Annotated in this window: 14 protein-coding genes; all 14 read right to left on the bottom strand. The window is 31.9% G+C overall.

The genetic code is table 11. From position 1 onward, the window contains the following. Nucleotides 1–186: 186 nt before the first annotated feature. The 14 genes from AB674_RS22090 to AB674_RS04505 all read right to left on the bottom strand — a co-directional run bounded on the left by AB674_RS22090 (nucleotide 187) and on the right by AB674_RS04505 (nucleotide 14,098). A complete protein-coding gene (locus AB674_RS22090) occupies nucleotides 187–1,257 on the bottom strand; it encodes an acyltransferase family protein (protein ID WP_165579345.1) in 1,071 nt (356 codons plus the stop codon). Continuing rightward, on the bottom strand, nucleotides 1,254–2,372 hold the full coding sequence (locus AB674_RS04445; protein ID WP_047774215.1) for a glycosyltransferase family 4 protein: 1,119 nt from the start codon (nucleotides 2,370–2,372) through the stop codon (nucleotides 1,254–1,256). Before AB674_RS04445 ends, AB674_RS22090 begins: the two co-directional genes overlap by 4 nt. Next, on the bottom strand, nucleotides 2,365–3,399 hold the full coding sequence (locus AB674_RS04450) for a glycosyltransferase family A protein (RefSeq protein ID WP_047774217.1): 1,035 nt from the start codon (nucleotides 3,397–3,399) through the stop codon (nucleotides 2,365–2,367). Before AB674_RS04450 ends, AB674_RS04445 begins: the two co-directional genes overlap by 8 nt. Continuing rightward, a complete protein-coding gene (locus tag AB674_RS04455; RefSeq protein ID WP_047774219.1) occupies nucleotides 3,400–4,542 on the bottom strand; it encodes a glycosyltransferase in 1,143 nt (380 codons plus the stop codon). Beyond that, a complete protein-coding gene (locus AB674_RS21825) occupies nucleotides 4,539–5,483 on the bottom strand; it encodes a glycosyltransferase family 2 protein (protein ID WP_053004192.1) in 945 nt (314 codons plus the stop codon). Before AB674_RS21825 ends, AB674_RS04455 begins: the two co-directional genes overlap by 4 nt. A gap of 3 nt (nucleotides 5,484–5,486) precedes the next feature. Beyond that, nucleotides 5,487–6,332 carry a glycosyltransferase family 2 protein gene (locus tag AB674_RS04465; protein ID WP_047774222.1) on the bottom strand — a complete coding sequence of 282 codons (846 nt, stop codon included), beginning with the start codon at nucleotides 6,330–6,332 and terminating at the stop codon, nucleotides 5,487–5,489. A gap of 5 nt (nucleotides 6,333–6,337) precedes the next feature. Then, nucleotides 6,338–7,192 (bottom strand): glycosyltransferase family 2 protein, encoded by an 855-nt coding sequence (locus AB674_RS04470; protein WP_047774224.1) that lies wholly within the window; start codon nucleotides 7,190–7,192, stop codon nucleotides 6,338–6,340. Nucleotides 7,193–7,196: 4 nt separating this feature from the next. Further along, entirely contained in the window at nucleotides 7,197–8,108 is a 912-nt protein-coding gene (locus tag AB674_RS04475; RefSeq protein ID WP_047774226.1) for a glycosyltransferase family 2 protein, read from the bottom strand. Nucleotides 8,109–8,110: 2 nt separating this feature from the next. Continuing rightward, complete coding sequence (locus tag AB674_RS04480) at nucleotides 8,111–8,995, bottom strand: GT-D fold domain-containing glycosyltransferase (RefSeq protein WP_047774227.1); 885 nt, start codon at nucleotides 8,993–8,995, stop codon at nucleotides 8,111–8,113. Nucleotides 8,996–9,133: 138 nt separating this feature from the next. Then, nucleotides 9,134–9,895, bottom strand: a complete 762-nt coding sequence (locus tag AB674_RS04485; protein WP_047774228.1) for a hypothetical protein — start codon at nucleotides 9,893–9,895, stop codon at nucleotides 9,134–9,136. Then, a complete protein-coding gene (locus tag AB674_RS04490; RefSeq protein WP_047774229.1) occupies nucleotides 9,892–11,019 on the bottom strand; it encodes a glycosyltransferase family 4 protein in 1,128 nt (375 codons plus the stop codon). The genes AB674_RS04485 and AB674_RS04490 overlap by 4 nt, the downstream gene beginning before the upstream one ends. Beyond that, complete coding sequence (locus AB674_RS04495) at nucleotides 11,019–11,867, bottom strand: glycosyltransferase family 2 protein (protein WP_047774481.1); 849 nt, start codon at nucleotides 11,865–11,867, stop codon at nucleotides 11,019–11,021. Before AB674_RS04495 ends, AB674_RS04490 begins: the two co-directional genes overlap by 1 nt. A 62-nt stretch (nucleotides 11,868–11,929) precedes the next feature. Further along, nucleotides 11,930–13,195, bottom strand: coding sequence for a polysaccharide ABC transporter ATP-binding protein (locus tag AB674_RS04500; protein WP_047774230.1), 1,266 nt, complete (start codon nucleotides 13,193–13,195; stop codon nucleotides 11,930–11,932). A 36-nt stretch (nucleotides 13,196–13,231) separates the two neighbouring features. Beyond that, complete coding sequence (locus AB674_RS04505; protein WP_047774231.1) at nucleotides 13,232–14,098, bottom strand: ABC transporter permease; 867 nt, start codon at nucleotides 14,096–14,098, stop codon at nucleotides 13,232–13,234. Nucleotides 14,099–14,272: the final 174 nt, after the last annotated feature.

The following is a 14,272-nucleotide window of genomic DNA, read 5'->3' on the forward strand; positions in this document are numbered from 1 at the left end:
GCCTTTTTTTCTTTGATTTCAATTGGTTTCTCAAGATAAATATAAGTTATGGAAGAAACCAAAATCAGCATACCTGATATGCAATACTTACAAGGCTTTTCATTAAATCTAATCTATTACTTAATTTTATTGTTTTGTAATTACTTCCAAGATCAAAAAAACACTCTAACCTCAAGGACAGAGCTGTCAAGAGGCATTTTTTATCTGAAGGGCAGCCTTATTTCGAATTCTCATTTTGCTTTGAATTGGTTTCTCCAAATAAATATAAGCTACTGAAGAAAAGACTATCAAGATAAAAAGCCTTAGAAAAAAGACAATTGTTGGATCACTAATATGCAGGTATTTGTTAACACTATAAGCACTTATTAAAGCATAAATCGGATGTTGTAAAATATAAATTCCAAAACTAATTTCTCCCAAGAATACAAAGACTCTATTTCTGAACAGCTTTGTTATGATTCCATTGTTTAACGAAATAAAAAACAGCATCGGAATGAAAAGCACTGCTAATAATCCATTATGAAAATTTAAGCCTAGTGGAAATTTTAATGCCAAAATTAATAAAGCGACCAATATCAGAAGGATGAAATCATAGTTGCCTTTTTTCTCTTTTAAATTTCTAATAAAAAAAAGTCCGGCGAGGTTTCCGACAAGAAACTCATTCAAATGCAGTAACGGATTGTATTTCAAAACATCCTTGATAATGCTTAATTGATTTTCTTCGTACCTGAAAAAATACAGCTGAAAAATGATCTGGCTCAAAACCCAAAACAAAATAATAACGACCGTGATTCTTTCCAAGGACATTTTTTTGAGGAATCTATTGAATACAAAAGGAAAGATGGTATAAAAAAGTAATTCAACAGACAGCGACCATCCTGGCGGATTAACAGATAAAACTTTGTCTGGAATCCAGGCCTGAATCATAAAAACATTTAAGAACAAACCCCAGTAGTCTATGTTTTTTTCTCTGAATTGCAGTAAAAGTATAATCAGTATAGCCAAAAAATAGAGTGGGTAAATCCTGGCCAGCCTGTTTTTTAAATAATCTCCCGCTGAAATAAAAGCTTTATTTCCATAGGCCAGTATCATTACAAAACCTGATAAAATAAAAAAATAACTAACACATACGTCAGCATTGCGAAATATAAAAACAATATTCTCATTGTAGAAAGGGAAGCTTTTTCCACCGTAATGAAAAACAACAACTGAAACTGCAGCCAGAAATCTGGTAAAGGTTAACTGCTCTATTCTCATAATGCTATTTGACTGTTTGCCAGTCTGCATTTTGCCTGATCAATAATCTGGTTCATTTTTATATTCCAATTCTCCATAGCATACAATTCATTTGAAAATTCAGGAAGCTCAATATTTCCCTCTAAAAATGCATTTATTGCCGTTTCCCATTCTGAAATAAAATGAGGATTTTCGATTAGCTTTCCAAGTTTCCCGTAGTGCAGCACTTCCGGAACACCCCCAAAAGCAGATGCAATACAATAATTCCCACAATGCAAAGCTTCTATCAGGCTAAGCCCAAAACCTTCCTGACATAAAGTAGGGAAAAGATAACAATCAGAAGCCTGATAATATTTTGGAAGTTCTTCATTTGGAATTTTCCCCAGAAAAACTACCCCTTCCATTTTTTGTCTTGGATCGCAACCAATCACAACTAATTGTATTTTCTTTTCAACGGAATAGATTTTTCTCCAAACCTCTAAAATTAAGTTCAATCCTTTTTTTGGTCGGTCTTGCGAACACCAAACGAAGGTTTTTTTATTGCCAAAGCCTAATTCTTCTTTTAATTTTATTTTTTCGGTTTCAGAAACTTTCTTAAACTTCTTTGTATCAATTCCGTTATTTAAAATTGAAAAATGGCTTGGAAGTATAATATTGTTTTTTTGATGCGCTTTATAACTGTCCATCGTTAACACGATCATTTCATCAATAATTTCGTAAAAATCCTGACCAGAACCTGATTTTGTATAGGGTGAAAAACCGTGGTAAAAAAACTGGATGTAACATTGTTTCTCAATTCCTTTTGAAACAAGATGTTTTCTAAGTGACTTAACCATTCCATAATTATCAACAACCTGGATGATATATTTTTGCTTGGGGTCAATTATTTTATCAAGAGCTACAAAATATTCCAGATTTTTACGCTTCAGAAATTTACGTTGCAATTTGTGCCAGAACGTAAGTTTTGCAAAATGGTATTGTATTCCATCAAACAATTTTTGCGGTTTCGGACATATGATATAATCGATTTTATGATTGTTCTCGAGGTAATTTTTATACAGAGTCGTCCAACTCCCAATCTTACTATAAGGAAGAGAGGTTTGAGAAATCAGAATTACTTGCGCCGGATTATTCATATTTCCGGGTATATTGGAGTACTTCTTCTCGGGAAAGTCCTTTTAGCTTTAGACAATATTGCCATATCCTTTTTTGTGTAATGATCCTTGAGAATACTTTATATTTAAATAAAAATGCAATTTCCGATGATTTTATTTTTCTTAAAACAGGAGGTTCAACAGGAAAAAAATCATTCGGTTTTATTTGTTCCAAGGTTTCCTGCATCCATTTCTCTTCTACATTTCCTAAATGGTAAGCAAAATTATCCTCGGTTGAAAGTCGCCACATTCCATTCTTCACTACCGGAAGATCAAGAAATTTTTCTTCACTATCTCCTCCAAGCATAAAGGCGGAGTGTTTAATCTCCATTTTTTCAAAAACTTCTTTTCTATATGTTGCTAAAAAGTGACCTGCTCCGGGAACAGCTTTAAAATTACCATTTGCAACCGTCAGATATTTTTCGAGATGCAAACTACTATACATATTAGGTTTTCCAACACTTGCCGCAAAAGCCTTTAATGCCTCGGGATTCTTAACTTTTCTAAAACGAAGTGATTTTGAAAACAGCAGTTCAAACCATATATTAAAGGTATAACTTTTTAAAGACCTCGAAGATGGAGTTGGACAAACTGTCCCCGTTTTTGGAAACATCTCAAAAACAGCGTAAGTCTCTTTTTGCCAGTCTTTTAAAAACAAAACATCACAATCAGCAACGGTAATAAAAGTAAAATCATGTCCTGAAATACCTTTGACAATAGCATTTAGCTTTCCGATATTTGTAGAGTGGATTACTTCTTGTATTTTTCCGTCTTTTTGAAGCTCGTTTAAGTATTCAACCACATCATCATGGCTCCCATTATTTACAACCGTAATGTACGTTTTCTGATGAACAGTCTTGAATATTGATTCCAGACAATATTGCAAAATTTTAAAACTTTCCTTAAAATATCCTTCCTGATCGGGAATATAAACAGGAATTACAATCTGATGAAAAAAATCATTTGATTCCTGTGGTTTATCTTTATTGGGATTAAAGCCTATTCGCATTTAGAAATTTATTTCAATATTTTGGTATAAAGCTATTACTTTTCGCTGATTAAGGGCATAATCTAATTTTTCCAAAGCAATTTTTTCATTTAATTTATTCGCATTAACCAACATTTCTTTATTCTCAATTGCTTGAATAATTAACGCTGCAATAACTTCAACATTTTCAGGATCCTGAATTAAAAAACCATTAACGCCATGTTCAATAATTTCGGCCGAAACGTTACCTGGATTAGATTGAATCGGAAAGGCTCCCATAACTATTGCTTCAAGCATTGTATTTGCCATACCGTCTGAAATGTTGTTTCCAATATATAAAAGTGCTTTTCCCATCAATTCCATTACCTGATTTTGCGATAATTCATCTCTGTCAAATACCGTAAAGGGAAGATTATTCTGTTTTACGTAGGTTATGACCTGCGGATGTGCTCCAAAAATAATTACCTCATATTGACTCAAATTGGGTAATTTTTTCTGCAATGCTTTCACTACATTAAGAGCTCTTCCAAATTTATGTTGGTACCCTTTCACAAGAATTATTCTCCTTTCTTCGAAAGGGATTTTTAACTTATCCAACGCTTCTAATTTGTAACCTGTTCCGCCCGGAATTACACCCAAGTGTTTCCCTTTAAACCCTAATTCTTTGGCAATCTGATAATCTCTCAGACAATCTGTATGTATAAAATCTATTCTTGAAAGCGCACTTCTTATTTTTGCATTATGTTTCTTATCCTTTTGAAAATAAAACAAATCATTGCCCCAACACGAATAAATCCATTTGCTATTTGGAAACTTATTCATCGTTTTGACTATTGGATAAGAACAGGATTGCATCTCAAAACTATGAATTATATCTGGACTTATCTCTCTGATAATTTTTTCGAGGGCTTCATTTTCCGTAACCTCAAGAAAAGGGCGAATACACGAATAAAATCCGGGCATTTTTTTAGAAAGAAAAAATTCCCCCTTTATGTGCGGAATTTTTCTTTTTGAAGTTTCTAGCAATTGTCGGACACTTTCTAAAGTCTCCAACTTTCCTCTTCCAAGAATGTCATACCAATACAATTCAAAAGAAGTATCTTTTAGATTTTCAATCCAGCGAATGACATGGATTGATGGCATTGATATAAAAAGGATTCTCATTTTAATAATTTATATCCTTTATTAAAAACCAAAAATACAACAGAGCCAAATAGCGTTTTAAATATTCCTTTAAAGTCTAATATTTGCAGTTCTTTTTGCAATACTTTTTTTAAGTAATAAAAACGATATTGATTTTTTTGTACCATGGCCTCCTTAAAAAAATATTTATAGCGACCAATTATAAATTTTTTCAAAACAGTTATATCGGCCCTCTTATTTTGCTTTATTAATTTGACATGCTTCGCTCGTGCACGCATTTCAGACCTGATTTCTTTAAAATTTAACTTGCCTATTTCATGTGAAAGCGAATCTGCATGAATTCTATATTGAATTAAAGGTTCCTCTATATACGCAATAGAAGGATCTTCGTACAACATTCTCAAGTTAAAATCCCAATCATCTAAATTAAATATATTTTCGTCAAAAAGAGATAGCTGTTGTATCAAAAACATTCGCCTCCAAGTTGGTGTAAAAGTAAAAAAAGTAATTTTTCCGATTAAATAATCTTCGATTGTGTTTTTTGAAATAAAATTGTGTTTTTTATCCATTTTGATCCCTCTGTAATCAACGTATTCCAAAGACGAAATGACAACATCAAATTCGCTATTAAAATAAGAGCTATTTGCACTTATAGCATTTTTAAGAAGCACATCGTCGCTATCAAACCATTTAATCCATTCTCCTTTAGAAAGTTCAAAACCGTAATTCCGACAAGCATTAGCTCCTTTAACTCTATTGTCCGGTCTTTTATGAAACTGAAAGCGATTGTCCTTTTTTACGTATTCACCTACAATACCTTCTGTGTTATCTACTGAACCATCATCTATAACAATACACTCCCAATTCGAATAGGTTTGTGCTAAAATACTTTCTAACGTTTCTCCTATTAGGTGGGCACGATTGTACGTAGGTATAATAATGGAAATTAAAGGCTTATTCATAAATTATTTTTTGAATGCTTTTTTTAAAAATCGCAAAGGTTTCAAAATGCTGTTTCCTAATTTATAATCCATTGAGTTTAATCTTTTAATTTCGTTTGCCTTATATTTTAAGGTTCCTTTTTGCAAAAACGCAATTGTTTTATCAAAATCTTCAACGTACAATTCTTTGTGTTTATTCAATACGTATCGGTAATTCTCCTCTTCGTATAAAAGATTCGTTGTTTGTAACATCGAATTTTCTTTCTTTCTGTAGTTAAAGAGAAATTCCTCGATAATGTGTATTTTCCAACTTCGTTTGGTAACTGAAATCCAAAATTCCCAATCTTCATACCCCTTCCTCATTTTCTCATCGTACCCACCGGCATCAAGCCAGCATTGCTTTCTAAATAAAGCATTCGCTATTGCATTATTAACGTATAAAAAATCGCCAATAGCCCCTCCTTTCGGACAGTGTTTGAACGTAATCCTGTTTTTATCTACAAAACATTGTGTAAAACAACTCACAACACCAATAGCACGATCTGAATCTAAAATCGGAACCGCTTTTTCTAGAAAAGAACTTTCAAAAAAATCATCGGCATCTAAGGTTAAAATATAGTCTCCATTCGCATTTACAATTCCTGTATTTCTTGCTGCACTTAAGCCCTTATTTTCCTGAGTAATTAATTTAATCTTTATGTGATTAAAACTAGACAGAACAATTTTGGTAGCTTCATCTGAGCCGTCATCGACAATTATAATTTCAGTATTTTCATACGTTTGATTTAAAGCCGAATGAACACTTTCTTCAATATAATCTTTGTCATTATAACATGGAATAACAATCGAAACTAGTTTAGAATTCTCCATTTTTTCTATTTTCTTTTTAATCCAAAATTTTTAATAAACCGAAAAGGCTTTAGCAACTTATTTCCTATTTTATAATCAATTGATCCTCGAAGCGTATGACAATTCTTTTCTAAAACTTCCATTTGAGAAAAAATAGTATGTATCATTAGTTCGTGATTATCGAGAAATAAATCTTTGTGTTTCGTATAGATATATTTCCACAAGTCGTATTTAAATAGTTTATCGGCCTGCGAATTTCTCGAATTGGGTTTATCTCTGTAATAAAACAGGTATTCTTCTATCACTTTTATTTTCCAGTTCGCCTTAGTCAAACCAATATGAAAGTCCCAATCTTCAAAACCTTTCTTCATATCTTCATCAAATCCACCAATGGCAGACCAACTTTCTTTTCTGAACAAAGAATTTCCTATAGCGCTATTATTTAAAAAAAAATGGATTACGTCTCCTTCCTTTGAAATAATCTCATCAATTATCCCATTTTCATTAAATACATAGGCATTACATGTGACTAAACCTACATCAGATTCCTTCTCAAAAACCAACATCCCCTTCTCCACAAAAGTAGCATCAAAGTAATCATCAGCATCTAGTGTCAGAATAAAATCTCCTTTAGCATGAATTATTCCATTGTTTCTTGCCGTACTGGGTCCTGCATTTTCCTGATATAGAACTGTTAAGTTTTCTTGTTTTATATTTTTGAGAATTTCTTTTGTCTCCGTACCTGATCCATCATCGATAACAATAATTTCAACATTTTTATAGGTTTGATTGTTAACAGATCCTATTGCTTCTTCAATATATGCATGATCATTATAGCAAGGAATGATTACAGATACTAAATTATTTATATTTGGCTCCATAAATCTAAACTAAATATTTCTTTCCTACTTGTTTGTTCTGTGAAACACTATTCTCCAGGCTCTTTTTATCTACCAGTTTATACTTTGTGGTATTGATTCTAAATTCATTAAATTTAAATTTCACGACACTTAGTAATGCTTCTTTCAAAAAATGCCTCTTCAGTTTATTAATTTTTCTAAAATCCTGAGAATTAACATCTGCAAATTTAACCTTAATTCTATTTAAAAATTTATTGTAATAGTCTTTAGACCCTTTTGGAAAATCTACTTTATAATTATTGCCGCTATCATGTTTTATAACCGTTGACGGTGTAATTCCTATTTTTAAATTATGATAAAGCACTCTTTGGCAAAAATTATCGTCTTCACCATACAAGAAAAATAACGGGTCAAATCCGCCAACAATTTCGAACGTTTTTTTTGGCAAAAACCAAGCGGCAGCATTTACCATTTTTAACGGGTAAATTGCTTTCTTTTTTTTACCTAAAACCGAATCGGAAATAAAATCCGGACATCCGTTATTTATATAGTATAGGAAACTTAAATCTAATGAAGTGCTGTCTCCGTTGGAATGTATGGGACTGATTATCCCAAAATCAGTATTAGCAGTTGCTACTTCTTGTAGTTTCACAACTGTATCTTTTTCTATAACGGTATCCTGGTTTAATAAAAAAATGAAATCAGCATCATTTTTTAAAGCATGCGATATCCCAATATTATTAGCTTTTCCAAAGCCAATATTCTCATTCTGAGCAAACAGTTTAATATCTGGATAAGTGTCTTTAATAAAATTGATCGTATTATCTGAAGAATTATTGTCTACTATTATAATTTCACTTTGACCAACTAAGCTTTTTAAACATTGATCAATCCATTTCATTCCATTATAAGTTACAATAACTGTAGCTATTTTCATCTTTACGCTATGTTTTTTAAGATATCCTTCAAACTACCAACGCCTCCGGCCAAGTCAATCCATAATCTCGAATTGTCATCATTAAATGCGTCTAATAAACTCCCAAAATCAAATAAATATACATTGTACCCCTTTTTTAAGATTCTTTTTTGCAAAATTCTTCCGGGACACCCCATTGCCATTACCACTACTTGAAATGAATCTCCTTTTTCTTTTAGTGTTTTTTCTAACTCTATTTCAATCCTGTCAATTTCTGTATATGAATTTACAGGAGGCGTTTTAATGTGTATGTCTCCAAATAATTTTTTCACCAATTCTTCCTTTGTATGTTGATTACCCACAAAAATCGGGTTTGTGGATTTTAGAAAATTTAAAAAATCGATACAGGCTTGTTTATTAAATGTAGCTAAGTAATGTAAAGCTACGGGTGTATAAATATTTTTTACATCAATGTATTTAGAAGTTGCACTCAGATATCTAATGGCATCTTTATCATATACCAAATGCATATCCTCTTCCATGCCTTCCTCAAAGCCAAACAAAGTAGAATTGATCGGTATAGCAAAATGATTCATTCCAACATTACACTGCATGGCTTCTTTCATTTCTTTAGCCATTTTTTCAGTAGTTTGATGCATTGGCCCATCTTTACCCAACATTAAATAAATATCTTCATCGCCAAACCTAAAATAAGCTCCCCTTTCTTTATTACTAATAGTTTTTTTAATATCGTCAATTGTTTCTAAAGAGCTTTTAATTCTTACATTATCAACAAAATATTTGTTTTTTTTATTAGACACATAAGGCCATATACTTGTTTTTTTATACAGACCTATTCTTTGAAGAAACAGTCTCACTTTTTTTTTAAACAATTGTTTTTTATTCATTATTCTAACTTTCTAAATGTTATAAAATTTATGATCCAACATAATTTTACAGGGAATGTACATAACATTAAAAACTAAAATTACTTCTCTAAGTCTTCTGCATTGAGTTAACAATAGCTTTGTTTATTTAAATAGCTTTTAAAGACGTTTTTTAGCAAAATATTTAGTAATAAAATTAAACCTATACAAAATATTTTTTTTTGGAAAATTTACATGAACGTAGCTAACCTCTTTGGAAGTCAGTCTTAAAAAAGCATTATTTCTCATAAAACTATCTACTCTTTTTTCAAATAGCTCTCCCCCATATTTCGGATACCTCTCTGATGCGGCATTCTTTTCTCCGTAGATGTTTTTTTTGAACACCTCTGATTTAATTAAATAACATTGATCGGAAAAGCCATAACTTACATAAAAATTTTCCAACTCAAATAAAGACTCTGCCTTTGCCTCTTCATAGCTATAATTCCAAGTTGGATTTGCTACAATAATATCTTCTCTTTCCTCAAAAACCTTAATAGCATCACAAATCCAGTTTTTATTTGAATCTTTAATAAAAGAATCACTTGAGAAATGCAATAAATAATCCGTCGAACATAAATAGATACTTACCAACTCCGAAATGGAGTAGTAGTAACCTCCATCAAACGAATCCTTGTTTAATCCAAAATAATCTAAAGCCTTAGATGCATATTCTTCGACTATATAGAAACGATCCAATACTCCTTCATTAATTTTTTTGTTGGCATATTTTACAACTTCATCAAGCTCTTTAACATTGTTGATGAATAAAACTTTTTCCGCAAATTGACAATTGCAATTGCGTATCATTTTATCCAGATAATCGCCTGTTAAAATATACTTCCAATCCTGCTCCCAGACTTTTGTTTCAAAGGTTATCATACTATTTTTTTGCTTAAAAAATCAAATATTTCCGGGCATACCTTATCAGGTGTAAAATTCAAGAAGTTTTTCTGGTTTACTAAACCATCATGATAAATTTCTTCCGGATTGTTCATATAATGTTCAACTTTATCAGCCATTTTTTCTACTTCAAGATAGGGAATTATGTAACCTCCGCCATTCTTAAGTATTTCGGTTATTCCGGTAGCCTTATCGAAGCAAATAATTGGTTTTCCCAGCATTGCTGTTTCTATACAAACTAACGGAAAAGGGTCTTCTCTTGAAGGAAGCAGAAACACATCGCAATCTTTTAATATCGTATGAGGGGTTAATTGTTCCCCAACAAAACTAACATAATCTGTTAATCCCATTTTCTCAATGTCTGCCTCAATTATTATTCTTTCCTCTAGCGAAATCTTTCCGATCCAAATAAACTTTATCTTTCTGTTCCTTTTGTTAAAAACAAGATGACGAGCCACTTGAATAAATAAATCGGTGCCTTTTCTCCAATCTACATAACCACATCCGCATACTAAAAAATCATCCTCCCCTTTTTTCTGATTTATAACAACCTTCTCTACTTTAGAAAATTCATAGATCATTTTAATTTTCTCCGATTCGATAGCATATTTTGTTATTAAATTATCTTTAACTAATCCAGAAACTGCAATAAATTTATCGACTGTGTTTTTTAAATCTTTAAAATTAGGAGCTATTTGATTGATTACGGTATTGAGTTCATGTACATGCAACACTAACTCGCATTTAGAGCTATCTTTTAGTTTGCTTGCGATTTGTAAGGTTCCTATTGTATTTGCATATATAATATCATAACTATTATTTCGTAGGCCTTTAAAAAATCTTTTTTTCAGAAAATAATCAACTCTTTTTTTCAGAGAAAAAGGCAATTGTTTTTGGAATAAAAACTTTCTTTCTAAACTGGAAATGCTATAATAATTATCTGTTACATTTCTAAAATCAGGACTAAGTGTTCCTTCATTTAATACCAACAAATCTATTTGATAATTTTTATGATTGTGCTTTAGCCATTGCATGAAATATAAAAGTACAAGAGGAGCTCCCGATAAAGAATTTCCATGAGAAATAAATAATATCTTTTTCATTACCTAAACAATTTTCCGGCTTTATTTTTTAATCTCTTTAATGTCTTTCTAAAAACAGTATTTCCAGCTCTTTTCAAAGTTTTTAATTCTTGAATTTCAGGCAAATGACATTGAATTTCGTAGATTATAGCTTCTTTTACTTTTTTATCAAACCGTAAATTAGTGTGAAAATTAAAAGATTGATAGATGTATACCATTCCTATCACTTTAGAATATTCTCTATGCGTATTTGATATTCCTCCTGCGTGATGTCTATATGTAGACATTACTGCGTCAATGTATTTAAAATCCCCTCTTAAAGACAGTAACAATAATAAAGGTATATCTCCGCTCTGACAGTTAACAAACCAATCCGGTATGACAAAATCAGGGTAATTTCTAAAAACGATCGAAGCAGTCGGAATAAACCATTGACCTAAAATATCATCTGTATTAAATATTTGCTTGCTAAGTTCTCCCAGCATTTTTCTTTCGTTCTCTCCACTTTTCAATATAGCGTTATGAAAGCACAGACTAAACCCTGGATTATTCTCAAGAAAATCAACTTGTTTTTGTAACTTCAATGGATCAGTCCAATAGTCATCCCCTTCACAAACTGCAATAAATTCTCCTTTACATTCCTTTAAAATAAATACAGAATTTGGCATCATTCCGATGTTGAACTCCTGTTTTATATACCTAATTTTATATCCTAGTGGATGATTTTTGATAATTGACCTTACGATTTCATCAGTGTTATCAGGAGATGCGTCATTGGAAATGATCAATTCAAAGTCAAAATCAACCTCCTGCATAAGGACACTATTGATTGCTTCTTCAATAAATGATTCATGCCCATAGGTAATCATGCATACACTGACTTTTAGATTTTTCGGCATTCTTTACGCTATTAAAAATTTAATCTGACTATTTACGCTATGCTCCATTCAAATTGTGGTTTTATATAACCGGGCTCCCTCCCCATATAAGTTCCTAATTCCCTTCCAGAATCTACAACCGTAAAAGAAATAATATCATTTTCAACAAAAATGGGTTGTTTTGAATCTTCGACTATAAAAAGCGACAGAAAATATTGCCCCGACTGGAAAAAAGACGCCGGAAAATTACATGTGATCCTATTTACTCCACCCTTTAAAGAAAATGATCCTGCATTAGAGAACGAGAACATTGCCTCGCCCATTTCGTTAAACAAGTGATAGGTTATATGATATCTCTGTGCATCATTTACTTTTATATCTATTTTTGTATTCAGAATAATTAATTCATTCTCCAGTAATACAGTATCAGAACTTCTTCCTAAATTATGTAAAGAAATTTCGTTTAATTTGAAAATCGGAAGGTCATACTCTTTTCCAAATGTTTTCAAATTCATTGCTTCAGCACCACCACCAAGATAATAACTTACTGCATTTTCTATTTCGCCTTCAAAAACAACTTTACCATTTTCTAAAATAATCCCTTTGGTACACAAACTCTTCACTGCTGCCATATTGTGACTCACAAACAAAACTGTACGCCCTTCTCCTTTAGAAATATCCTGCATTTTACCAATTGCCTTTTTCTGAAACTCGGCATCTCCAACAGCCAAAACCTCATCAATTACCAAAATTTCGGGTTCTAAAAAAGCTGCAACCGCAAAAGCCAAACGAACCGTCATTCCGGAGCTGTATCTTTTTACGGGGGTGTCAATATAACGTTCACAACCTGAGAATTCAATAATTTCATCCAGTTTTGAAGCGATTTCTTTCTTGGTCATACCCAGAATAGCACCGTTCAAGAAAATATTCTCACGACCGGTCATTTCACCATGAAAACCTGTACCTACCTCAAGAAGTGAAGCAATACGACCGCGTGATTTTATACTACCCGTTGTTGGCGCCGTTACCTTTGATAATATTTTTAACAGTGTAGACTTTCCTGCTCCGTTTTTGCCGATAATTCCCAACACCTCTCCACGTTCTACTTCAAAATTAATATCCTGAAGGGCCCAAACATAATCTGAAGTTCCTTTGGTAGAACGATCATTTGTATCTCCGATTTTCAGATAAGGATTTTCTTTTCCTAATAATTGATGCCACCATCTGTTTAAATCATGGCTTATGGTTCCTGTACCAACCTGACCTAAACGATATTGTTTAGAAATGTTTTCGGCTTTTAATATGATATCTTTTTCCAATGGTAAATTATAAGTTGACTCTTTTAAAATTTTAAACTAAACGGTATCAATAAAACTTTTTTCAGTCTTGTTAAAAACTAAAAGTCCAATAAAAAATACTACAATAGTGATTGTGACGGTGTAACATAACCCTAAAATTGATATTTCACCAACATTTAAAAGCATGTATCTGGAAGTTTCTATAATATAAGCCAAAGGATTATACGTTACAATCCAACCGTAATCCGGCAGTTTTTGTTTAATCAAATCCATTGGATACATTACGGCAGACAAATACATTAGTAACTGTATTCCAAAACCAATTAAGTAGCTAAAATCACGGTATTTTGTTACCATTGAGGAAATCAACATTCCTAGTCCCAATCCTAAAATTCCCATGATGAGAATAAGAACGGGGAAAAACAATACAAGGCTATTAAAACTTAAGTCTCTTCCCTGAATAGCGTAATAACAATAGAAAGCAATGAAAATAAAAAATTGTATTCCGAACTTGATTAAATTAGAAATCACAACTGAAAGTGGTGTTATGATTCTGGGAAAATAGACTTTACCAAAGATTCCGGCATTTGCTTTAAAAGTATCTGATGTTCCGTTAAGGCAGGCTGTAAAATAGTTCCATACAGTTATTCCGGCCAAATTAAATAAAAACGGAGGAACAGTACCGGTATTAATTCCGGCAACGTTATTAAATATTATGGTGAAAGTTATTGACGTAAACAGCGGTTGAATCAGGTACCAAAGCGGCCCTAAAACAGTCTGCTTGTAAACCGTAATAACATCGCGCTTTACAAAAAGAAACAGTAAATCCCGATATTGCCAAATCTCTTTAAGATTTAGTGAGAAGAATCTGTTTTTTGGTGTTATTTCAAACAGCCAGTCATTAGTAGTATTTGTATTGTTCATTTTTACTTATATCACAATAAAATTGCAATAGTATTATTTAAAATTGGGGCCTGCTTTTTTATTGGTATATTCAATTAACAAGATTTTTGCTTCCTTAAAAATTATTTAAAAAGCAAAAAGGCGTTTTTTAAAAAAACACCTTTTAATATACCTCTTATAATCAAAATTTAATTT

It is taken from the genome of Flavobacterium sp. ABG, from assembly GCF_001027725.1.
Classification (GTDB): Bacteria; Bacteroidota; Bacteroidia; order Flavobacteriales; family Flavobacteriaceae; genus Flavobacterium; species Flavobacterium cupriresistens.